This is a genomic window from Actinoplanes auranticolor (assembly GCF_018332655.1).
Taxonomy (GTDB): Bacteria; Actinomycetota; Actinomycetes; order Mycobacteriales; family Micromonosporaceae; genus Actinoplanes; species Actinoplanes auranticolor.
This window is the reverse complement of the sequence record NZ_BOQL01000066.1, coordinates 202,966-223,597: the sequence shown is the minus strand read 5'-3', so window position 1 is coordinate 223,597 and position 20,632 is coordinate 202,966. Positions and strand designations below refer to the sequence as shown.

Here is a 20,632-nt window from a genome sequence, read left to right as displayed (position 1 = left end):
GGGTGGGGGAGGAACTCACCGTCGTCGCCCGGCACCGCGGGGTTGGCCCGTGGAGACGGACGTTCCGGCGGCCTCGTCATCGAGGCAGATCAATGCTCGGTCACCCTCGTTACCCGCCGGTAATCCCACTGTCATCATGTTGCGCCGGTATGACGAACCGTCGCACGTTCAGTGGCTGCGCCCCGCCTCCCGCGCCTGGCGCTTACGCTCCCGCTGCTCACGGGTGTAGCGCTTGCGGGCCTCCAGGTCGATTTTCCACTGCTCGCGGGCGTGGGCCTCGGCGCCGTGCACGGCGTTCCGGGTCTGCGCTGGCCCGATCATGGAACGGAAGAACCAGTCGTCGAACGTCGCGTGGAACCATCGCACGAGCCGGTTGCCCCGGCCGTTCGCATCCTTCGGCATGCCTGCGCCCTCCTGGCCTCGCGACTCCGCAACGGTTGCCGCACCAATGGTTTGTACACCAACTATTGGTAGTCTAACCGGAGAGCTGAGGAGAACGCGCATGAGTGACCCGGTCGGCACCGAGGATCCGCTGGCCCTGGAGCAGCAGGTCTGCTTCGCGCTGTCGGTCGCCGCCCGCGGCGTCGTGGCCGTCTACCGCCCCCTGCTGGAGCCGATGGGCCTGACCCACCCGCAGTACCTGGTGATGCTGGCCCTGTGGCAGCACACGCCGCTGTCCGTACGGGAGCTGAGCGGCCTGCTGCAGCTCGACCCCGGCACGCTGTCACCGCTGCTCAAGCGGCTGGAGGCGACCGGCTATCTGCGCCGCGAACGCGACCCGGCCGACGAGCGCAGCCTCGCGGTGACGCTCACCCCGGCCGGGCAGGCGCTGCGCAGCCGGGCCGAGCAGATCCCGCCGGCCGTGGTGCAGCGGCTCGGCATGCCGATCGAGGACCTGCGGAGTCTGCACGCGGCCCTCACCCGGGTCATCGCTGCCGCTCGCCCGGTCGAGACCGGCTCGCCCTGACCGCGTATGTCCGCCCACGGTCGCGACCCGCGACCGCTGTGCTGCGGCCGCTGACCTGACCTGCGCATGGCCGCGGCCCCTGTCCCGGGCGGAGGCAGGGGCCGCGGACAACTCGGCGACGGGTCAGCCGCGTACCCGCCGACGCTTCGGGACCAGGCGCATGACCGCCAGGCCGGCCACCAGGAGCGTGAGGCCCGCGACCAGCGTCCAGACCGTGTTGAAGCCGGTCAGGGCGAGTGCCCCGCCACCGACGGTGGCGCTGCCTCCGGCAACTTGTCCGTACATGTGTTCCTCCCCAGGAATCAGACGTTGATCCATTCGCGGCGGGAGCCGCGCAAGGTCTTCCAGACGGCCAGCCAGTACACCCCCGACCGCCACTGCTCGTAGGCCCACTCGGGCAGCAGGACCGCCGCCAGCAGCAGATCCGAGGGACGGTTGCGGCGCACTGTCCACACCCGTTCCGCGACGAACACGAGGGTGAGCGGCGCCCACTTCCAGGAGAACGGCACGGCGCCGTAGCCCAGCATCGTGATCAGCAGGAACAGCAGGTAGGCGGGTGCCATCAGCGAGCCCGCGTAGATGGCCAGCTGCCGGGCCAGATCCGCGGCCGTCGCGCGGGTGAGGCCGTAGATGCGCAGGCTGTCGAGCATGCCGCGCTGCCAGCGCAACCGCTGATCCTTGAGCGCCTTCCAGGTCGGCATGATGTCGGTCACCGCGCGGGCGGAGGCCGGGGCCATCGGCCGGTAGCCCAGGGCCCGGAACGCGAAGGTCAGCTCGATGTCCTCGGTGGCGGTGTCACGGTGGTAGAACTCCCCGGGATGGCCGGGCAGACGGTGGCCCCGGGCGGCGATGACCGCCCGGACCGCCGCGACGTCGAACAGGGTGGCCACTCCCGACAGCACCAGGGCGTTGTCGCCACCCCGGCCGATCTGGCGGGCGAACCGCTCGTACTCGTTGCGCTGCAGGCGGGCCAGCAGGCCCTTGGGCCCGAGCTCGGTGCGGAAGCAGGCGCACACCGCCCCGACGTCGGGGCGGCGCCGGTGCGACCGGCGGTGCCCGTTGAGCTGCGGGCGCAGCAGCGCCCGGCGGGCGTGCTGGGTGAAGTCCGGGTCCAGCACACTGTCGGCGTCGGTGACCAGGATCTGGTCCTCATCGCGCAGGCGCGGCAACAGCCGGGTGATCGCCCAGTTGAGCGCGCCGGCCTTCTTGTGGACGTTGACGCCCGGGAACTCCATCACCGTGGCGCCCGCGGCCCGGGCGAGGCGCGCGGTGTCATCGGTGCAGTTGTTCGGCACGACGATGATCTCGTCGAGGCGCGGTGCCCACTGCTCGCGCAACGCCCGCACGGTGGCCGCGATGGAAGCGGCCTCGTTGTAGGCGGGAACGACGGCGACAACGAGCGGCATGCGGACGGGCAACGGCACCCGCCGGGTCCGCTCACCCGGGGCGCGCGGCCGCTCGACGCGCGTCCGCACGGCGCCCGGTTCCCGGCTGTGACGGGCGGAGCCGCTGGTCCGAGGCCTGTCGATGATCATCGAGACAGAACGTAAGCGGGTTGGGCTCTGTCGCGCATCGGGCGTAGGGGGTGCCGGTCCGCCGGGTCGGCCGCTGGGGGCGACCGGAATGATGAGTGGGCCGGTCGACATGCGAGGATCCGGTCCGATTTGACCGGTCGGCTGACGCGATGAGGCCCCGCTGGGCCGCCGCGTGGTCGGGGGGAGCCGCGGCGGCCCGGCGGGGCCGGTTTCTGCTCGGATCCGGTTCGGCCGGTCAGCGTGCCGGGTGTCGCCCCGCTGGACCGCCGCCCGGTCGGGGGAGCCGCGGCGGTCCAGCGGGCCGGTCTGCCGGACCGGGCGCGGACTCGTTCGAGCCGGACCGTTCTATCGGGTACGCGGGTCAGCGTCCCGGCTGCGCGAACCCGACTTGGCCAGGCCCCGGCTCACCAGGTAACCGATGGTCAGCAGGGTGACGTACCACCAGGCCTTGTCGGCGGCGAAGTAGTCGCTGCCGTCGTTGACACCACGGTCGCCGACGAGTTGCGAGGCGAGCAGGACTCCGGCCACCGCGGCCAGGTAGACGAACAGTTCGGTCGTCTTCCACGACGGCTTCGTCTCGTCGCCGTGCGCGGGGCGGGCGTAGTGCCGGGTGTCGCGGTCGGCGTCGGTCAGCAGCCCGGTGGTCCCGTGGCTACCGGTGATGGGCGAGCTCGTCATCATGGTCTCCTCTGCGTTCGTCCACTTCGGTGACCATGGGATCCCCGCCCGTACCGGGGCAAAACGCAGAGATCATCAAAACGGTCGCGATTCACCCGTACGGGGCGTTCAGCGGTCCCAGCCGTCGCAGCAGTCCTCCGGCTCCTCGGCGAGCAGATCGAGCAGGTCGGTGCCGGTCTGCTCATCGGTGCGCAACCGCGGGACCGCCACGATGAGCCCGAGCTTGAGAGCGCAGTCCTCGCCGAAGCCGTGGATCATCCGGTCCACCCGGGTGGGATGCCCGCACCGGGCGCACGGCTTCTTCGCCGGCCGTCCCGGCTCCGCGAACAACTCCACGACCCGATCTTGCCGGTTCTCCGAGCTCACCGCAGGCTCGCCGCACATCTCATCGCCCGTCCCGCTCATCCGCCCGGCAGGGCCCGCAGCCACGAGCGGGGCCCGGTGTGCCGCACCCGGATCCCGGCTATACCCACCGCGTACCGCAGGGCCGGGACCAGGTCCTCGCCGCGGCCCAGCGCGACGGCGAGCGCGCCGTGGAAGGCGTCGCCGGCCCCGGCCGTGTCCGCCGCCGCCACCGCCGGCACGACCAGCTCCCCGGACTCCTCGCCGTTCCACCAGCTGACCGGCTGCGGCCCGCGGGTGATCGCCCCGCGGCGCGCGCCGGCGGCCCGCAAGGCATCGGCCACCGGGGCTGTGCCGGGCGGTCGGAACGCGGCCGAGCACGCCACGACGTCGGCGACCGGCACCAGCTCGGCGAAGACCGGCCGCCAGCTGCCCGCGTCCAGCAGCAACGGCCGGCCGCTGCGGGCGGCGGCCCGGGCCAGCTGCGGGTGGTGCCCGTCGGCCAGGATCACGTCCGCGCTGGCCAGCGTCGCGGCCAGGTCCGGTGGCGCGGGGACCTCGGTGCCGCCGGCGTTGCGGCTGACGATCGTGCGCCCGCCGGTCGCGTCCAGCACGGTGACGGCCGAGACCGGTGGAGGCGTGCGCGCCAGCGGCGTCGCGTCCAGCAGCGTCACCCCGTACGCCTCGGTGTCGGCCCGGATCAGCCCGCCCAGCGGGTGCGCGCCGACCGCGGTGACCAGGGTGACCGTCGCGCCCAGCGCGGCCGCGGTGATCGCGGCGTTGGTGGCCGGCCCGCCCGCGGCCACCTCAGCGGTGAGCGCCTCGGCCTTCTCGTCCACGCCCGGCAGCCGTTCGACGCGTTGCACCAGGTCCACGGTGGCCAGGCCCACGCAGACGATGTGCACGCCGGCGCCTGCGGCTCAGTTGGCCAGTTCGGAGAAGAACGTGCCGACGTTGCGGAAGACCTCCGCGATGCCGTCGCCGATGCCCAGGGCGATGTCCGCCGCGGGGCCCGGGTTGGTGCCGATGTAGAAGATGACCAGGATCAGCACGATCCAGCCGACGGCCTTCTTCATCGCACACCTCGTCCCGGGGGTCTTGATCGATGTGATCGTGGCACAGCCGCGCACCCCGGACGGGGATCTACGCGCTTTCGATACCGAAAAGCCGGGCCGCGTTGTGCCAGCAGACCGCGCGCAGCCAGTCGTCACCGAGCTCCAGCCGGGCCAGCGCCTCCAGCTGGTGGGCGTACGGGTAGGGGATGTTGGGGAAGTCGCTGCCCAGCAGGACCTTGCCCGCCAGGCCGAGCTCGCGCAGCCGGGGGAGCAGTGCGGGCGGGTACGGCGCGAGCTGCTCGAAGAAGTCGGTGAAGGCCATGGTGGTGTCCAGGCCGACCCGTTCGTAGCGTTCGGCCAGCTCGACGAAGCCCTGGTACTCGGGACCGCCGAGGTGGGCGGTGAGCAGGGCCAGGCGTGGGTGGCGGGCCAGCACCCCGCCGATCGGGCCGGGACCGGTGAAGCCGTGGGCGACGGGGCCGGAGCCGGCGTGCACGACGACCGGGGTGCCGCTCTCGGCGAGCAGGCCCCAGGCGTCGTCCAGCAGCTCGTCGCGGGGGTCGAAGCCGCCGACCTGCAGGTGCAGCTTGAAGATCCGGGCGCCCCGGTCCAGCGCCGCGCGGACATCGGCGGCCGCGGACGGCTCCGGGAAGAACGTGGCGCTGGGCAGGCAGCCGGGGGTGCGCGCCGCGAAGTCCAGCGTCCAGGTGTTGAGGTCGTCGGCCATCCCGGGGCGATGGGCGTACGCCAGCGCCGAGAAGACCCGTACGCCCAGCGCACCCAGCTCGGCCACCCGCTCGGCCTCGGTGCCGCGGTAGCGGATCGGCCAGGCCCGGCCGATCAGCGGTCCGGCCTGGTCGAAGTGGGCCCAGACCCGGCGCTGCATCCGTTCGGGCAGGAAGTGGGTGTGCACGTCCGCCAGGCCGGGCAGGCCGAGCCCGCTGCTGAAGTCGGTCACCACCCGATCATCGCCTACGCCTCAATCTGATAGCGGCTATCTTTTGAGTGTTACTGTCGATTCATGGCTACTTCCACTTCGCGGTGGTGGGCGCTCGGTGCGCTCGCCCTCTGCACTTTGGCGATCGGGCTGGACAGCACGGTGCTCAGCGTCGCGCTGCCCACCCTCGCCGGTGACCTGCACGCCACCACCGGTGACCTGCAATGGATCACCACGTCGTACCTGCTCGTGATGGCCGCCGCCCTGCTACCCGCCGGCATGCTGGGCGATCGGTTCGGGCGCAAGCGGATGCTGCTCGGCGCGCTGGTGCTCTTCGGTGCCGCGTCGGTGGCCTGCGCGTACGCGGTCTCGACCGGACAGCTCATCGCCGCCCGGGCCGCGCTGGGCCTCGGCGCCGCCGTGCTGATGCCGCTGACCTCGGCCGTCCTGACGGTGATCTTCGACGCCGGGGAACGGCCGAAGGCGCTGACGGTGTGGGTGACGGCCAGCGCGCTCGGCATCCCGCTCGGGCCGGTCGTCGGCGGCTGGCTGCTGGACAACTTCTGGTGGGGCTCGGTCTTCCTGATCAACGTGCCGATGGTGCTGGCCGGCCTGATCGCGGTGCTGCTCTGGGTGCCGGAGTCGCACGGCGACCGGGCGCGGCGCTTCGACCCGGGCGGCATCGTGCTGTCCACGGCCGGGCTGGTCGCGCTCACGTACGGGGTCATCGAGGCCGGCGAGCGCGGCTGGGCCGACCCCCGCTCGCTGGTCACCGCCGTCGGCGGGATCGCCGCCCTGGCCCTCTTCCTGGCCTGGCAGCGGCGGGCCCGGGCCCCTCTGGTGGACCTCGCGCTGTTCCGGTCGCGGGCCTTCACCTGGGGAGCGCTGCTGTCCACGGTGGCCGGCTTCGGCATGTTCGGGATGCTCTTCGCCCTGCCGCAGTTCTTCCAGGCCGTCGGCGGCAGCGACGCGCTCGGCACCGGGCTGCGCCTGCTGCCGGTGATCGGCGGACTGCTGGTGGGAGCGCGGATCGCGGGCCGGCTGGAGCCGCGGCTGGGCGCCAAGGCCGTCGTGACGGCCGGGCTGCTGCTGATGGCGGGCGGACTGTTCGCCGGGGCCACGACCGGTCCGGGGACGGGGTACGGCTTCGTCGCGGCGTGGATCGCCGTCGCGGGCGCCGGGCTCGGCTTCACCATGCCGCCGGCCATGAACGCGGCTCTCGGCGCGCTCTCGCCCGAGCGCAGCGGCGTGGGCTCGGGGCTGATCCAGGCGATGCGGCAGGTCGGCGGTGCCCTCGGGGTGACCGTGCTGGGCACGGTGCTCAACGGCGCGTACCGCGACGGGGTGGAGGTGACCGGGCTGAGTGCCACGGCGGCCGACGCCGTGCGCGACAGCGCCACTGCCGGGGTCGCCGTCGCCGAAGGGCTGGGCGACGCCGCTCTGCTGGAGTCGGTGCGGGCCGCGTTCACCTCCGGCCTGGACCTGTCACTGGTCGTGGCCGGCGCGGTTGCCGTGGCCGGCGCCGTACTCGCGCTGCTCTTCCTGCCCGCCCGCCCGGCGGCGCCGGAGCCGGGCGCGGCCACCCGGCCGCCCGGATCGCTGCCGGCACCGGCAGAATCGGTGCCATGACGTCGACCCCGCCGGCCGGCCTGCGTGAGCGCAAGAAGGCCCGGACCAAGGCCGCGATCCGCGAGCACGCGATGCGGCTCTTCCAGGAGCAGGGGTACGCCGCCACGACAGTCGACCAGATCGCCGCGGCGGCCGACGTCTCCCCGAGCACGTTCTTCCGGTACTTCCCGACCAAGGAGGACGTGGTCCTCACCGACGACTACGACCCGTTGATGGTCGCGGCGCTGCGGGCCCAGCCGGCCGGGCTGTCGCCGATCGAGGCGATCCGGCGCAGTGTCCGGGAGCTGTTCGGGCAGCTCCCCGACGCGCAGTGGGAGCAGGAGCGGCGCCGCCAGCAGCTCATCGCGAGCGTGCCCGAGCTGCGCATGCGGATCCAGCAGCAGTACGCCGACTCGATCACGCTGCTGGCCGAGGTGGTCGCCGAGCGGGCCGGGCGGCCGGGCGACGACTTCGCCTCCCGGGTGGTCGCGGGCGCGGTCATCGGCGCGGCGCTCGCCGCCACCCGTGACGGCCGGACCATGGCCGACGGGGCCACGTACTTCGAGGATTTCGACCGGGCGCTGGCCCTGCTGCAGGCCGGCCTCCCGGTCGGGCCGCCCGAGGTCTAGCTCGGAGCCTGTCCCCGGTCGGCGGCCCGGTCGTCCAGTGACCGGCGGGCGGCGGTGAGGATGCGGTCGGAGAGCTCGGTGCCGGCCGTCGCCCGGGACAGCATCAGGGCTCCGGCCATCGTGGCGATCGCCACCAGGTCCTCGTCGTCGCCGTCGGCCATCCAGCGGGCGAAGTCGCGCACCCCGTCGGCGTACGGCTCGCGGGCCGGGCTGTCCGGCGACTCCCGGGCCATGTCGCCGCCCAAGGCCGTGGCCGGGCAGCCCTGACCGGCGTGGTCACGGTGCTCGGGGGAGAAGTAGTAATCGAGCAACTCCCGCCTGGCGGCCGGATGGTCGCCGGAGTGCTGCTCGTCCAGGGCGGCCAGCCGCTCGCCCAGCTCCCCGAAGGCCCGGCCGGTCGCCTCGGCGATCAGCGCCTCCTTGGACGTGAACTGTTTGTAGAAGCCGCCGTGGGTGAGCCCGGCCGCGGCCATCAGGTCGGTGACGCTGACCCCCTGGACGCCGCGCTCGCGGAACAACCGCGCCGCCTCGGCGATTACCCGCTCGCGGTTCTGCTGTGCCTGTGCCTGGGTCACCCGTGCCATGCCGCACCTCCGCACCCATCTTATATGACGTCCGTCATCTAAGCCTTGCCGCCGATAGATGATGAACATAATCTAACCTCGTCGGATCAACGGAAGGAACCACCATGCAGCTCGAGAACTCCGTCGCCCTCGTCACCGGGGCCAACCGCGGCCTCGGCCGGCACTTCGCCGCCCAGCTCGTCCAGCGCGGGGCCAAGGTGTACGCGGCCGCCCGGCGCCCCGAGACCATCGACCTGCCCGGCGTCATCCCGGTGCAGCTCGACATCACCGACCCGGAGTCGGTGGCCCGGGCCGCCACGATCGCCGACGACGCCACCGTGGTGATCAACAACGCCGGCACCAGCCTCGGCGTGAACCTGCTGGAGGGCGACCCCGACGCGATCCGGCTGGAGATGGAGACGCACTACTTCGGCACGCTCGCCGTCACCCGGGCGTTCGCGCCGGTGCTCGAGCGCAACGGCGGCGGCGCGGTGCTCAACGTGCTGTCCGTGCTGTCCTGGCTGCACCCGGGCCCGTTCGGGGCGTACGGCGCGGCTAAGGCGGCCGAGTGGGCGCAGAGCAACGCCCTGCGCGACCTGCTGGCGCCCCGGGGCATCGTGGTGTCGGCGCTGCACGTCGGCTTCATGGACACCGACATGGCGGCGACCGTCCCCGCGGACCGGAAGATCGACCCGGCCGTCGTGGCGACCCTGGCGCTGGACGGCGTCGCGGCGGGGAAGCCGGAGATCGTGGCCGACGAGTTCAGCCGTACGGTCAAGGCGGGCCTCTCCACGGCCCTGCAGGACTGAGCCGCGGCGGGGCCGTCCCGGCCGGCGCGGGACGGCCGCCCGGTCGCGCTCAGGCGAAGCGCTTGGCCAGGTCGCGGGCCTGCTCGTGGGCGTGCCGGCGGGCGGTGGCCGCGTCGGCGGTGGCCAGATTCGGCCGCAGGTGCACCTCGCTGACGTCGGTGACGCCGGCCCAGTGCAGCCAGCCGGTGAAGAACGGCGCCTGGAAGTCGGCGCCGAAGGACGGGTCGCGGCCGGGGCCGTAGACCGCACTGGTGTAGATGACCGCGGCGCGCTTGCCGGTCAGCAGCCCGGTGTAGCCCTGCTCCGGGTCGAAGCCGAAGACCAGGCCGGGCTGGCTGATCACGTCGATGAACTGCTTGAGCACGTACGGCACGCCGGCGTTCCACATCGGGACGCTGAACAGGTAACGGTCGGCGGCGTCGAAGCGGTCGAACGTGTCGACGGCGGACTGCCACGCCACGGCCGCCGCACCCCGCGGCTGCTCGCCGGCGAAGATCGCCATCTTGGCCGCGGCGGCGTCCGGGCCGAAGGCGGGCAGGGTGCCGTCCCAGAGGTCGTACGTCTCCACGACGACGTCCGGGTGCTCGGCGCGGAACGTGTCCAGGAACGACGCGGCGACCGCCAGCGACTCGGACTGCTCGCCGCGCGGGGAGGCGGAGATGTGCAGGAGCTTGGACATGGTGGCTCTCCTCGGCTCGACTTGAATGCGTGCGCACGCACATTCTCATGCCAATGCGTGCGCACGCACAAGAGTCGCTAGGCTGGGGTGATGAGCGACACCGGAGTCGCGGCCTGGGCCGCGCTGCTGCGCGTGCACGCCGCTCTCGTCCCGCAGCTCGACCGCGAGCTGCAGGCCGCCTGCGGGCTGCCGCTGACCTGGTACGACGTCCTGCTGGAACTCAACTCCGCACCGGGTCGCCGGCTCAGCATGGGGGAGCTGGGCGCCGTGGCCGTGGTCAGCCGGTCGCGGGTGAGTCGGGTCGTCGACCAGCTCGCCGCCGACGGGCTCGTCACGCGCGAGGCCAATCCCGACGACCGCCGGTCCGCGTACGCGACGATCACCGAGGCCGGCCGGGCCCGGCTGCGCGCCGCCGCGCCGGTCTATCTCGGCGGCATCGAACGCCACTTCACCGCACAGCTGACCGCCGCGGAAGCGTTCTCGGTAGCCACCGCCCTGGGCAAGGTCCTCGCCGCCCTGGACCGCTCCTGAACGAGCGGCGGGCGGCGGGCGGACCACCGGGGACCGGCCGGTGATGCAGACGGTCACCGCTTGGTGCGGAGGTACGGCACGACCAGCGCGGCGATGCACATTAGCGTGACCACGCCCAGGCCGAGGTGCACGACGAGCGGGCCGCCGTAGATCGACAGCGCCAGGTTGCCGACCGTGCAGAGCAGCAGCAGGGTCCAGACCAGGGCCCGGGTGGCGGGGGTGGTGCTGGAGCGGTCGATGTCGGTCATGGCTGACTCCTCGCAGGGACGGGACGCGGGGTGCATCCGTTGCCATCGACGCTAGGCAGCCGCGCGGCTCGCGCCGATCCCGTCCGCTGCCCTGCCGGGGTACAGCAGGCTGTACTTTCGGGCCCCGGCCCTGCCGCGGGTGGCGGCTTGGCCCTAGGGTCAGCGGCCATGGAGGCGAGGAAGGTCCGGCGGCTGGCCGGCGAGGCAGGCAGGTCCACCCTGCGGGCGCTGGGCGACCTGCTCATCGGAGTGGGCACCGCCGTCCTGGCCCTGGGCGCGCTGACCTGGCTGATCGCGGTGGCCGTCACCAGCCTGATCGGCATCGGACTGCCGCTGGTGCCCTCGGCCCTGCGCGGCCTGCACGCCGCGGCGGACGTCGAGCGGGCCCGGCTCTCGCGCCGGGGCGAGGAGGTGCTCACCCCCGGTCCGCCGCCGAGGCGTTGGCGGGCGGCGCTGGCCGACCCGGCCACCCGGCGCGAGCTGGGCTGGGCGGCCCGCCATGCCACCCTCGGTCTGCTGCTCGGCGCCCTGGGCCTCCAGCTGCCCGCCTGGGCCGTCCGCGACGGCACGTTCGCCCTCTGGTGGCAGCTGATCCCCGAGGGCGACCGCACACCGGGGCTCGCCCTGTGGACCGTGCGCGACTGGCCCGGCGTCCTCACCGTCACGCTGCTGGGCCTCTGCTGGGCCGTGGTGACGGTCGGCCTGACCCCGGCGATGGCCCGGCTCCAGGCGGGGTACGGCCGGCGGCTGCTCGCCCCCGGCCCGGAGACCGACCTCTCGCTGCGGGTCGCCCAGCTCACCGCGACCCGCGCTGCCGCCCTCGACGCGCACGCCATCGAGCTGCGCCGCATCGAACGCTCGCTGCACGACGGCACCCAGAACCGGCTGGTGGCGACCACCGTGCTGCTCGGCGCCGCCCGGCGCATGCTCACCCGCGACCCCGCCGAGGCCGAGGCGCTGCTGGAACGCGCGCAGAGCTCCGCCGAGCTGGCCCTGGCCGAGCTGCGCGCGGTGGCCCGGGGCATCCTGCCGCCGGTGCTGGCCGACCGCGGCCTGGCCGGCGCGCTGAACGGGCTCGCCACCGCCAGCGCCGTACCGTGCCGGATGGAGGTCGACGTGCCCGACCGCTGTGCCGCCTCGGTCGAGTCCACCGCCTACTTCGTGGTGGCCGAGGCCCTGACCAACATCGCCAAGCACAGCGGCGCCACCCAGGCCACGGTCGAGGTACGCAGCGGCGGCGCCCGGCTCCGGCTGCGCATCACCGACGACGGCCGGGGCGGTGCCGACGAGAACGGCGGCTCGGGCCTGATCGGCATCCGGCGCCGCATCGAGGCGCTCGACGGCGCCCTGACCGTGACCAGCCCGCCCGGCGGGCCGACGACCCTGGAGGTGGAGCTGCCGTGCGGATTGTGATCGCCGAGGACGATGCCCTGTTGCGGGAGGGGCTGGCGTTGCTGCTGCGCGCCGAGTCGCTGGACGTGGTGGCCACCGCGGGCACCCCGGACGCCTTCCTGGCGGCCGTCGACGAGCACGCTCCGGACGTGGCCATCGTCGACGTGCGGATGCCGCCGACGCACTCCGACGAGGGGATCGTGGCGGCGGTCGAGGCCCGGCGCCGCCGGCCCGGCCTGGCGGTGCTGGTGCTGTCCGCGTACGTCGAGCAGATGTTCGCCACCGAGCTGCTGGCCGGCGGTGCCCGGGGCCTGGGCTACCTGCTCAAGGAGCGGGTGGGCCGGGTCGAGGAGTTCCTGGAGGCGCTGCACCGGGTGGCCGGGGGCGGCACGGCCGTCGACCCGGAAGTGGTGGCGCAGCTGTTCGCCCGGTCCCGCCCGGACTCCCGGCTGGACCGGCTCAGCCCGCGCGAGCGCGACGTGCTGGCGCTGATGGCCGAGGGGCTGGGCAACCTGGCGATCGCCGAGCGGCTGTTCGTCAGCGAGGGCGCCGTGCACAAGCACATCCGCAGCATCTTCAACAAGCTCGACATGGCGCCCGACGACCGCTCGGACCGCCGGGTCGCCGCCGTGTTGCGGTACCTGGACGGCCGCGAGCGCGCCTCCTGAGCGGGACTGCCGGGCCCGCGGGCCCGGCCGCCGGGCTCAGGCGTTCTGCTCGTCGCGCCAGGCCAGCCACTGCCGGAGCGGGCCCAGGTCCGGCGTCGGCCCGCCGACGCCGATGGTGAACAGCGAGACGCCCTTCTCCCGCAGCTCGGGCCCGCCCGCCGAGGGCTCGCCCTTGGGCGTGCCGGCCGACACCTCGATCTCCGCGGGGTCGCGGCCCACGTCCGCACAGTGCCCGCGCAGTACCTCGAGCTTGCGCTCGATGGTCTCGGCGTCGCCGAAGCTGTGCCAGATGTCGGCATGCCGGGCGACCAGCTTGAGCGTCTTCTTCTCGCCGCCGCCGCCGATCAGCACCGGGATCTTGCGGGTCGGCGGCGGGTTGAGCTCGCCCCAGCGCGACTCGATCCGCGGCAGCGCCCCGGCCAGGTCGTCGAGCCGGCCACCGGCGGTGCCGAACTCGTACCCGTACTCCTGGTAGTCCTTGGCGAACCAGCCGGAGCCGATCCCGAGGATGAGCCGGCCGTCGCTGATGTGGTCGACGGTACGGGCCATGTCGGCGAGCAGTTCCGGATTGCGGTAGCTGTTGCAGGTGACGAGGGCGCCGATCTCGACCCGGGAGGTCGCCTCGGCCCAGGCGGCGAGCATGGTCCAGCACTCGAAGTGCAGGCCCTCGGGCTCACCGGTGAGCGGATAGAAGTGGTCCCAGTTGAACAGCACGTCGACGCCGAGCTCCTCGGCCTCGGCCGCCGTGCGGCGGATGGTGGCGTAGTCCATGTGCTGGGGCTGGAGCTGCAGCCCGATCCTTACCGGCCTGGAGGTCATGATCGCAGCCTAATCCCGTACGGAGTGTGATCTACAGCTCGGACGATTCTCAAGGTCAGCACAGGTTCATGTCGCAAGATGGTGACCATGCGTAGACGGACCATGCTGGCCGGACTGGCCGCCACCGCCGGCGCCGGCGCCTTGACGGCGTGCTCGTCGCCGACCGGCACCGGTGGGCCGGGCGCGGCCTCCGCCAGTGCCACAGCCTCACCCTCAGCGTCGGCGTCAGCCTCCGTGTCGGCGGCTCCCATCCTCGCCTCCACGACCGCGTCGTCGCTGGCGCCGCAGAACGTCACGGCGCCGTACGTCCCGGCGCCGGGCACCGCCCCGGCCGGCGCCTTCGCGGTCGGCAAGCGGGTGCTGGAGTTCTCCCGCGGCGCGGACCGGCCGTTGCCGACCACGGTGTGGTATCCGGCCACCGGGGAGGCGCGACCCAGTCCCGACCCGGTCGACGACGCGCCGGCCGCCCCGGGCCGCTTCCCGCTGGTGCTGTTCAGCCACGGCCTGACCGCGCAGCCCGGCGACTACGCCCCGATGCTCACCCGCTGGGCCCAGGCCGGTTTCGTGGTGGCCGGCCCGACCTACCCGCGCACCTCGTACGGCGCCGCCGACTTCTACGCCCCGGACATCGTCAACCAGCCGCAGGACGCGTCGGCGGTGCTGGACGCGCTGCTCGCCCTGGCCGACCCGCTCGGCGCGATCATCGACCGCGACCGCCTCGGCGCCGCCGGTCACTCCGGCGGGGGAATCACCACGGTCGGGTTGTTCAGCGCCCATCGTGACGAGCGTCTCAAGGCGGGCGTCGTGCTGGCCGGCACCGACTTCCAGGGGACGCCCTTCACCGGCCCGTCCGCCGCGATGCTCTTCGTGCACGGCCGCAAGGACAACACCGTGACCTACCGGGCCGGGCACGCGGTGTTCGCGGCGGTTCCCTGGTCACGCGCGATGCTGTCGATCACCGACGGCGGGCACGTCACCCAGGCGGACGATTTCGAGGCGACCACCGTGACCTCGACGGAGTTCCTGCGCTGGGCACTGTACGGCGACACCGCCGCCCGCGGCCGCATCCCGGCGGCCGCACGGACCGGTGACGTGGCCACTCTCGAGACCGACCTCTGAGAGGCAGCCTTGGATCTTCATGACTAACCTGGTTCGAGTGACTTCCCCTACGCCTCCCCGCGACCGCAACAAGTTCGCCAGCGCCGGATCACTGCTGATCTGCGGGTTGCTGGCGGGCGTGGTGGTCGCCGCAGCCTCGTTCCCCGCCGTCGCCATGTCAGGGCTGGCGGCCAAGGCCGGGTCGGAGACGTTCGCGCAGTTGCCCAGTCAGCTCGAGCAGCAGACGGCGCCGCAGGTGACGCGAGTCTTCGCCGCCGACAACAAGACCCAGCTGGCGGTCATGTTCGACGAGTTCCGCAGTGACGTCCCGCTCAAGGACATCTCGGTCAACATGCAGAACGCGATCGTGGCCGCCGAGGACCACCAGTTCTACAAGCACAACGGTGTCGACCTCAAAGGTGTCGCCCGGGCCTTCGTCAACAACAAGCAGGGCGGCGACAAGCAGGGCGCGTCGACGCTGACGATGCAGCTCGTCCGGATGACCCTGGCGTACTCGGCGAAGACCCCGCAGGAGGCCGTCGACGCCACCAAGGACACGCCGGAGCGCAAGCTCTCCGAGATGAAGTACGCCCTGCAGCTCGAGAAGGAGCTCAACAAGCAGGAGATCCTCGAGCGCTACCTGAACATCGCCCCGTTCGGCAACGGTGCCTACGGCGTCTACGCCGGCAGCCAGGTGTACTTCCGCAAGAAGCCCAAGGACCTCACGGTCCCGGAGGCGGCCCTGCTGGCCGGCATGGTCAAGGCGCCCACCTCGTTCGACCCGACCACCGCCAGCGGCTACCCGCAGGCGCTGGACCGGCGCAACTACATCATCGACAACATGCGGGACCTGGGTTTCCTGAAGCCCGACGAGGCGACCAAGGCCAAGGCGGCCAAGCTCGGCCGCACCACCAACCGGCCCGGCAACGGCTGCGTGTCGGTCGCGAAGAACAACTGGGGCTTCTTCTGCGACTACTTCTACCGCTGGTGGCTGAGCCAGGAGGCGTTCGGCAAGACCACGTACGACCGGGAACGCCAGCTCAAGACCGGCGGCTACCGGATCGTCACGTCGCTGGACGTCAAGGCGCAGAGCGCGGCCCGCAAGGAGATCACCGAGCTGATCAAGGACACCAGCCGCAACGCGCTGCTGCTGGCCGGCGTCGAGCCCGGCTCCGGCCGGGTGCGCACGCTCGCGGCGAACCGCAAGTACAAGCTGGACAGCACGACGGACCCGCAGAACAAGCTCTCCTCCGACCCGCGCAAGGCCGCCCAGGGGATCCGCGGCACGTACCCGAACACCACCAACCCGATCATCACCGGCGGCGGGGACATCACCGGCTACCAGGCCGGCTCGGTGTTCAAGATGTTCACCATGGTGGCGGCGCTGGAGAGCGGGCTCGAGCCGAGCTTCACGATCAACGCCCAGGAGCGGTACAAGTCCGGGTACATCATCGACCCGAGCTCCGACGCGGCCTGCCCGGGCACGCACTTCTACTGCCCCGGCAACGCCTCCAAGGGCGAGGTCGGCCCGTTCAACATGTACACCGGCTTCGGCCGCTCGGTGAACACGTACTTCGTGCCGCTGCAGGAGAAGGTCGGCGCGGAGAACGTGGTCGACGTGGCCAAGCGGTTCGGGGTCAAGTTCCGGGCCCAGCAGGACGCGCAGATGGCCGACAACGAGGAAGCCGCGAACCAGTGGGGTGCCTTCACCCTGGGCGTGACGGCGTCCACGCCGCTGGACATCGCGAACGCGTACGCGACGCTGGCCGGTGACGGCATGTACTGCGCGCCCACCCCGATCCAGCAGATCTACACCCAGGACGGCAAGAAGAGCGACATCGGCCAGCCCAAGTGCAACCGGGCGACCAGCAAGGACGTGGCCCGCAAGGCGCTGGACGCGGCCCGCTGCCCGGTCGGCGACCGCGCGCAGCTGGGCAACTGCGGCGGCGCCACCGAGGCCAACGCCCGCCGGGTGGTCGGCCACCCGGTCTTCGGCAAGACCGGCACCACCGACGACGACAAGACCGCCGCCCTGGTGGTCGGCACCCAGCAGCTCGTGGTGGCCGGTTACCTGGTCAACCCGGACTGGGCCGGGCACACCGACCGGATGTCGCACGGCATCGTCAACCCGGCGGTCTACCGGACCGTGGCCGACTACATGGAGGGCAAGCCGGAAGAGGAATTCAAGAAGCCCGGCTAGCGAGCATGCTCAGGCCGGCCGGTATTCGACCTCCGGCCGGCCGGGCCCGCCGTAGCGGGAGCTGCGGACGACCCGGCCGGCGTCGGCCAGATGCTCCAGGTAGCGGCGCGCGGTGACCCGGGACGCCCCGATGCTGCCGGCGACCTCCGCGGCGGACAGCCCGGCGGGGCCGGTCACCGCCCGCAGCGCGGCCAGGACCAGATCGAGGGTACGGGCGTCCAGGCCCTTGGGCAGCGAGTCCTGCGGGACGCCGCGCAGCGTGGCCAGCACCCGGTCGATCTCGTGCTGGGCCGCGACCTCACCGGTGTCGCGAAGCTGGCTGCGGTAGCGCGCGTAGCCGTCGAGCTTGTCGCGGAACGCCGCGAAGGTGAACGGCTTGAGCAGGTAGTGCGTCACGCCGAGGGCCACGGCGGCGCGGACCATCGCGATGTCCCGGGCCGAGGTCACCGCCAACACGTCCGTGCCGCTGCCGGCCGCCCGCAACGCGCGGGCGATCTCCAGGCCGTGCTTGTCCGGCAGGTTCAGATCCAGCAGCACCAGGTCGACCGGGCCGGCCCGCAGCGCGGCCATCGCGTCCCGGGCGGAGTGCGCGACGGCGACGACCTCGAAACCCTCGATCCGCTCGGTGTACGCCCGGTGCGCGTCGGCGATCAACGGCTCGTCGTCGACCACCAGCACCCGGATCGCGGTCATGCCGGCACCGGCAGCCGGACGGTCAGCACCGCGCCGCCACCGGTCGCCGGGGTGACGTCGTAGCTGCCGCCGTACCGCTCGGCGACCTGGCGGACCAGGGCGAGCCCGACCCCGTGACCCGGCCCGTCCTTGGTGGTCCAGCCGCGGCGGAACGCCGCCGCGGCCTGGTCGGCGGACATGCCCGGACCGGTGTCGGTGACCCGGACCAGCACCGCGGCGTCCTGCTCGCGCACCAGCACCCGCACCCGGCGCGGCGGCGGCGCGGCCGCGACCGCCTCCAGGGCGTTGTCCACCAGGTTGCCGACCACGGTGAGCAGGTCCCGGCTGGGCAGCGGCTCGCCCTCCAGCCGCGACGCCTCGTCCACGGTCAGCTCCACCCCGCGCTCGCTGGCCTGGGCCGACTTGCCCAGCAGCAGCGCCGCCAGGGCCGGCTCGGTGAGCGCGCCGACCACCTGGTCGGTGAGCTGCTGGGCCAGCGCCAACTCGTCGGTGGCCAGCCGGATCGCCTCGTCGGTGCGGCCGAGCTCGACCAGGGTCAGCACGGTGTGCAGGCGGTTGGCGGCCTCGTGGGCCTGCGACTGCAGCGCCTCGGTGAGCCCGCGCACCGAGTCCAGCTCGCCGGTCAGCGCGCGCAGCTCGGTGTGGTCGCGCAGGGTCAGCACGGTGCCCAGCGTGCGGCCCTCGAACCGGGTCTCGCGCTGGCTGGCCACCAGCACCCGGTCGCCGGCCGGCACCGGCTCGTCCACCGTGGTCCGGCGCGAGGTCAGCAGGGCCGCGGCCTCGGCCGGCAGCTCCAGCTCGTCGACCCGGCGGTCGGTGCGCGCGTCGTCACCGATGCCGAGCAACCGGCGGCCCTCGTCGTTGATCAGCGCCACCCGGCCGTCCCGGTCGACCACCACCAGACCCTCCCGTACGGCGTGCAGCACCGCGTCGTAGTACTCGTACATCCGGGTCATCTCGGCCGGGCCGAGGCCGTGCGTCTGCCGGCGCAGCCGCCGGCTGAGCAGCCATGCCCCGGCCGCAGCCAGCAGCAGCGCGGCCACCGTGGCCAGCGCGACCGTGGGCGCCTGACCCAGCAGCTTACGGTTGATCGCCTCGGTGGTGATACCGACCGACACCAGGCCCATGACCGTGCCGTCGGGGGCCCGCACCGGCACCACGGTGCGCACCGACTCGCCGAGACTGCCGCGGTACTGCTCCACCACGGTGCCGCCGGCCAGCGCGCCGGCCACCGAGCCGGCGAACTTCTGCCCGATCAGCGCGGGGTTGCGGTGGGTGTACCGGGTGCGGTCGGTGGCCATCACCACGACGAAGTCGGTCCCGGTGGCGGCCCGGGTGGCTTCCGCGTACGGCTGCAGCAGGGCACTCGGGTCCGGCGAGCGCAGGGCGTCGGCCACCATGGGGGAGCGGGCGATGGCCTCCGCGACCGCGCTGACCTCCTCCACCGCGGCGTCGTGCGCGTCGCTGCGGGCCAGCAGCACGGCGCCGGTGGTGCCGCCGGCCACGAGCAGGCTGACGACCAGCACCTGCAACGCGAACAGCTGACCCGCGATACTCCAGCGCTGTCTCATCGGCGTGTTTCCAGTCGTCGTCGGCGCGTTTTTGCAGCGGTGAACAGAATGAACGCAATGGTGCCCCAGGGGTGAGACCCAGGACACAGTCTCCGGCATGGAGAGCCAGAGCCCCGCCCCGCCCGCCCCGACTCCGGTGGCGAAGCGGGACCGCACCCACTACTTGTATCTGGCGGTGATCGTCGCCGTCATCCTCGGCATCGCCGTCGGTTTCCTCGTGCCCGACTTCGCGGTCGAACTGCGCCCGATCGGCACCGGCTTCGTCGACCTCATCAAGATGATGATCAGCCCGGTCATCTTCTGCACGATCGTGCTGGGTGTCGGTTCCGTCCGCCAGGCCGCGAAGGTGGGCAAGGTCGGCGGGCTGGCGCTCGGCTACTTCCTGACCATGTCCACGGTCGCCCTGGCCATCGGCCTGGTCGTCGGCAACCTGATCCACCCGGGCGCCGGCCTGAACCTGGACGCCTCGGTGGCCGAGGCCGGGCAGAAGGCGGTGGGTGACACCCAGAGCGAGGGCACCGCGGACTTCATCCTCGGCATCATCCCGACCTCGCTGTTCTCGGCGCTGACCGAGGGCGAGGTCCTGCAGACACTGCTGGTGGCCCTGCTGGTCGGCTTCGCGCTGCAGTCGCTGGGCTCGCGCGGCGAGCCGGTGCTGCGCGCCGTCTCGGTGCTGCAGCGGCTGGTCTTCAAGATCCTCGCCATGATCATGTGGCTGGCCCCGATCGGCGCGTTCGGCGCCATCGCGGCGGTGGTCGGTGCCACCGGCGTCGACGCCCTCAAGAGCCTGGCGCAGATCATGCTGGGTTTCTACGCCACCTGCGCGATCTTCGTCTTCCTGATCCTCGGTGCCCTGCTCTGGCTGGTCGCCCGGATCAACATCCTCAAGCTGCTGCGCTACCTCGGCCGGGAGTTCCTGCTCATCGTCTCGACCTCGTCGTCGGAGTCGGCCCTGCCGCGGCTGATCGCCAAGATGGAGCACATGGGCGTCAGCAAGCCGGTCGTCGGCATCACCGTGCCGACCGGGTACTCCTTCAACCTGGACGGCACGGCCATCTACCTCACCATGGCCTCGCTGTTCGTCGCCCAGGCGGTCGGCGACCCGCTGTCGGTGAGCGAGCAGATCTCCCTGCTGGTCTTCATGATCATCGCCTCCAAGGGCGCGGCCGGCGTCACCGGCGCGGGCCTGGCCACGCTGGCCGGTGGCCTGCAGAGCCACCGCCCGGAACTGCTCGACGGCGTCGGCCTGATCGTCGGCATCGACCGGTTCATGTCCGAGGCCCGGGCGCTGACCAACTTCGCCGGCAACGCGGTGGCCACCGTGCTGATCGGCACCTGGACCAGCGAGTTCGACCGGGACCGGGCAGCGCGCGTGCTCGCCGGGGAGGACGCGTTCGACGAGGCCACGATGGTCGACGAGCACGACGACCCGCCGGCGCCGGCGACCCCGCCGCCGGCCACTCCGCCGCCGGCCGTCCCCGCGGGCACCTCGGCCTGAACCCGCGGCACCTGATCCGCCACTCCGTCGCGCCCATCCCGACTGCCCCGGGCGCGGCGGGGTGGCGCCCTGCCGACTGCCCCGGGCGCGGCGGGGCGGCGCCGTGCCGGCT

24 protein-coding genes are annotated in these 20,632 nt (G+C 72.8%); 10 read left to right on the top strand and 14 right to left on the bottom strand.

The features are described 5' to 3' along the window. Nucleotides 1–168: 168 nt before the first annotated feature. Nucleotides 169–402: a hypothetical protein gene (locus tag Aau02nite_RS37715; protein WP_212993409.1), complete on the bottom strand. Its 234-nt coding sequence runs from the start codon at nucleotides 400–402 to the stop codon at nucleotides 169–171. Between the two features lie 100 nt (nucleotides 403–502). Between Aau02nite_RS37715 and Aau02nite_RS37710 the strand changes: the two genes are divergently transcribed. Continuing rightward, on the top strand, nucleotides 503–967 hold the full coding sequence (locus Aau02nite_RS37710) for a MarR family winged helix-turn-helix transcriptional regulator (protein WP_212993408.1): 465 nt from the start codon (nucleotides 503–505) through the stop codon (nucleotides 965–967). Between the two features lie 123 nt (nucleotides 968–1,090). Here the strand turns inward: Aau02nite_RS37710 and Aau02nite_RS37705 are convergent, their stop codons facing one another. The 7 genes from Aau02nite_RS37705 to Aau02nite_RS37675 all read right to left on the bottom strand — a co-directional run bounded on the left by Aau02nite_RS37705 (nucleotide 1,091) and on the right by Aau02nite_RS37675 (nucleotide 5,538). After that, nucleotides 1,091–1,252: a hypothetical protein gene (locus tag Aau02nite_RS37705; RefSeq protein WP_212993407.1), complete on the bottom strand. Its 162-nt coding sequence runs from the start codon at nucleotides 1,250–1,252 to the stop codon at nucleotides 1,091–1,093. Nucleotides 1,253–1,269: 17 nt separating this feature from the next. Further along, nucleotides 1,270–2,442 carry a glycosyltransferase family 2 protein gene (locus Aau02nite_RS37700; protein ID WP_212993406.1) on the bottom strand — a complete coding sequence of 391 codons (1,173 nt, stop codon included), beginning with the start codon at nucleotides 2,440–2,442 and terminating at the stop codon, nucleotides 1,270–1,272. Nucleotides 2,443–2,847: 405 nt separating this feature from the next. Next, nucleotides 2,848–3,180: a hypothetical protein gene (locus Aau02nite_RS37695; RefSeq protein WP_246595738.1), complete on the bottom strand. Its 333-nt coding sequence runs from the start codon at nucleotides 3,178–3,180 to the stop codon at nucleotides 2,848–2,850. A 108-nt stretch (nucleotides 3,181–3,288) separates the two neighbouring features. After that, complete coding sequence (locus Aau02nite_RS37690; protein WP_212993474.1) at nucleotides 3,289–3,516, bottom strand: hypothetical protein; 228 nt, start codon at nucleotides 3,514–3,516, stop codon at nucleotides 3,289–3,291. A gap of 65 nt (nucleotides 3,517–3,581) precedes the next feature. Further along, complete coding sequence (locus Aau02nite_RS37685; RefSeq protein WP_212993405.1) at nucleotides 3,582–4,427, bottom strand: PfkB family carbohydrate kinase; 846 nt, start codon at nucleotides 4,425–4,427, stop codon at nucleotides 3,582–3,584. A gap of 15 nt (nucleotides 4,428–4,442) precedes the next feature. Next, complete coding sequence (locus tag Aau02nite_RS37680; RefSeq protein WP_212993404.1) at nucleotides 4,443–4,598, bottom strand: hypothetical protein; 156 nt, start codon at nucleotides 4,596–4,598, stop codon at nucleotides 4,443–4,445. Between the two features lie 67 nt (nucleotides 4,599–4,665). After that, nucleotides 4,666–5,538: an amidohydrolase family protein gene (locus Aau02nite_RS37675; protein ID WP_438841212.1), complete on the bottom strand. Its 873-nt coding sequence runs from the start codon at nucleotides 5,536–5,538 to the stop codon at nucleotides 4,666–4,668. A gap of 60 nt (nucleotides 5,539–5,598) precedes the next feature. On the opposite strand from Aau02nite_RS37675, the gene Aau02nite_RS37670 reads away from it, so the two are divergent. Both Aau02nite_RS37670 and Aau02nite_RS37665 read left to right on the top strand, forming a co-directional pair. After that, complete coding sequence (locus Aau02nite_RS37670; protein ID WP_212993403.1) at nucleotides 5,599–7,143, top strand: DHA2 family efflux MFS transporter permease subunit; 1,545 nt, start codon at nucleotides 5,599–5,601, stop codon at nucleotides 7,141–7,143. Next, complete coding sequence (locus Aau02nite_RS37665; RefSeq protein ID WP_212993402.1) at nucleotides 7,140–7,751, top strand: acyl-CoA-like ligand-binding transcription factor; 612 nt, start codon at nucleotides 7,140–7,142, stop codon at nucleotides 7,749–7,751. Before Aau02nite_RS37670 ends, Aau02nite_RS37665 begins: the two co-directional genes overlap by 4 nt. On the opposite strand, the gene Aau02nite_RS37660 is transcribed toward Aau02nite_RS37665, so the two are convergent. Then, nucleotides 7,748–8,335 (bottom strand): TetR/AcrR family transcriptional regulator, encoded by a 588-nt coding sequence (locus Aau02nite_RS37660; RefSeq protein ID WP_212993401.1) that lies wholly within the window; start codon nucleotides 8,333–8,335, stop codon nucleotides 7,748–7,750. The genes Aau02nite_RS37665 and Aau02nite_RS37660 overlap by 4 nt on opposite strands. Nucleotides 8,336–8,439: 104 nt before the next feature. Here Aau02nite_RS37660 and Aau02nite_RS37655 point away from each other — a divergent pair, with 104 nt between their 5' ends. After that, nucleotides 8,440–9,123: an SDR family oxidoreductase gene (locus Aau02nite_RS37655; RefSeq protein ID WP_212993400.1), complete on the top strand. Its 684-nt coding sequence runs from the start codon at nucleotides 8,440–8,442 to the stop codon at nucleotides 9,121–9,123. A gap of 49 nt (nucleotides 9,124–9,172) precedes the next feature. Here the strand turns inward: Aau02nite_RS37655 and Aau02nite_RS37650 are convergent, their stop codons facing one another. Further along, nucleotides 9,173–9,802: an FMN-dependent NADH-azoreductase gene (locus tag Aau02nite_RS37650; RefSeq protein WP_212993399.1), complete on the bottom strand. Its 630-nt coding sequence runs from the start codon at nucleotides 9,800–9,802 to the stop codon at nucleotides 9,173–9,175. 90 nt (nucleotides 9,803–9,892) lie between these two features. On the opposite strand from Aau02nite_RS37650, the gene Aau02nite_RS37645 reads away from it, so the two are divergent. Next, nucleotides 9,893–10,333, top strand: coding sequence for a MarR family winged helix-turn-helix transcriptional regulator (locus tag Aau02nite_RS37645; RefSeq protein ID WP_212993398.1), 441 nt, complete (start codon nucleotides 9,893–9,895; stop codon nucleotides 10,331–10,333). 53 nt (nucleotides 10,334–10,386) lie between these two features. Here the strand turns inward: Aau02nite_RS37645 and Aau02nite_RS37640 are convergent, their stop codons facing one another. Then, the gene (locus Aau02nite_RS37640) at nucleotides 10,387–10,581 is read right to left on the bottom strand and encodes a hypothetical protein (RefSeq protein ID WP_212993397.1); all 195 of its coding nucleotides are present in this window, start codon (nucleotides 10,579–10,581) and stop codon (nucleotides 10,387–10,389) included. Nucleotides 10,582–10,749: 168 nt separating this feature from the next. On the opposite strand from Aau02nite_RS37640, the gene Aau02nite_RS37635 reads away from it, so the two are divergent. Together Aau02nite_RS37635 and Aau02nite_RS37630 are read left to right on the top strand one after the other, a co-directional pair. After that, nucleotides 10,750–11,994, top strand: coding sequence for a sensor histidine kinase (locus Aau02nite_RS37635; protein ID WP_212993396.1), 1,245 nt, complete (start codon nucleotides 10,750–10,752; stop codon nucleotides 11,992–11,994). Then, the gene (locus Aau02nite_RS37630; protein WP_212993395.1) at nucleotides 11,982–12,641 is read left to right on the top strand and encodes a response regulator transcription factor; all 660 of its coding nucleotides are present in this window, start codon (nucleotides 11,982–11,984) and stop codon (nucleotides 12,639–12,641) included. The genes Aau02nite_RS37635 and Aau02nite_RS37630 overlap by 13 nt, the downstream gene beginning before the upstream one ends. A 36-nt stretch (nucleotides 12,642–12,677) precedes the next feature. On the opposite strand, the gene Aau02nite_RS37625 is transcribed toward Aau02nite_RS37630, so the two are convergent. Beyond that, nucleotides 12,678–13,460, bottom strand: a complete 783-nt coding sequence (locus Aau02nite_RS37625; RefSeq protein WP_212993394.1) for an LLM class F420-dependent oxidoreductase — start codon at nucleotides 13,458–13,460, stop codon at nucleotides 12,678–12,680. Nucleotides 13,461–13,547: 87 nt separating this feature from the next. Between Aau02nite_RS37625 and Aau02nite_RS37620 the strand changes: the two genes are divergently transcribed. Both Aau02nite_RS37620 and Aau02nite_RS37615 read left to right on the top strand, forming a co-directional pair. Next, nucleotides 13,548–14,579 (top strand): alpha/beta hydrolase family protein, encoded by a 1,032-nt coding sequence (locus Aau02nite_RS37620; RefSeq protein ID WP_212993393.1) that lies wholly within the window; start codon nucleotides 13,548–13,550, stop codon nucleotides 14,577–14,579. A gap of 37 nt (nucleotides 14,580–14,616) precedes the next feature. Next, nucleotides 14,617–16,758, top strand: a complete 2,142-nt coding sequence (locus tag Aau02nite_RS37615) for a transglycosylase domain-containing protein (RefSeq protein WP_438841211.1) — start codon at nucleotides 14,617–14,619, stop codon at nucleotides 16,756–16,758. Nucleotides 16,759–16,767: 9 nt separating this feature from the next. On the opposite strand, the gene Aau02nite_RS37610 is transcribed toward Aau02nite_RS37615, so the two are convergent. Next, nucleotides 16,768–17,451: a response regulator gene (locus Aau02nite_RS37610; protein WP_212993391.1), complete on the bottom strand. Its 684-nt coding sequence runs from the start codon at nucleotides 17,449–17,451 to the stop codon at nucleotides 16,768–16,770. After that, nucleotides 17,448–19,022 carry a sensor histidine kinase gene (locus tag Aau02nite_RS37605; protein ID WP_212993390.1) on the bottom strand — a complete coding sequence of 525 codons (1,575 nt, stop codon included), beginning with the start codon at nucleotides 19,020–19,022 and terminating at the stop codon, nucleotides 17,448–17,450. Before Aau02nite_RS37605 ends, Aau02nite_RS37610 begins: the two co-directional genes overlap by 4 nt. Before the next feature lie 97 nt (nucleotides 19,023–19,119). Here Aau02nite_RS37605 and Aau02nite_RS37600 point away from each other — a divergent pair, with 97 nt between their 5' ends. Continuing rightward, nucleotides 19,120–20,520: a cation:dicarboxylate symporter family transporter gene (locus Aau02nite_RS37600; RefSeq protein WP_212993389.1), complete on the top strand. Its 1,401-nt coding sequence runs from the start codon at nucleotides 19,120–19,122 to the stop codon at nucleotides 20,518–20,520. Nucleotides 20,521–20,632 lie beyond the last annotated feature (112 nt).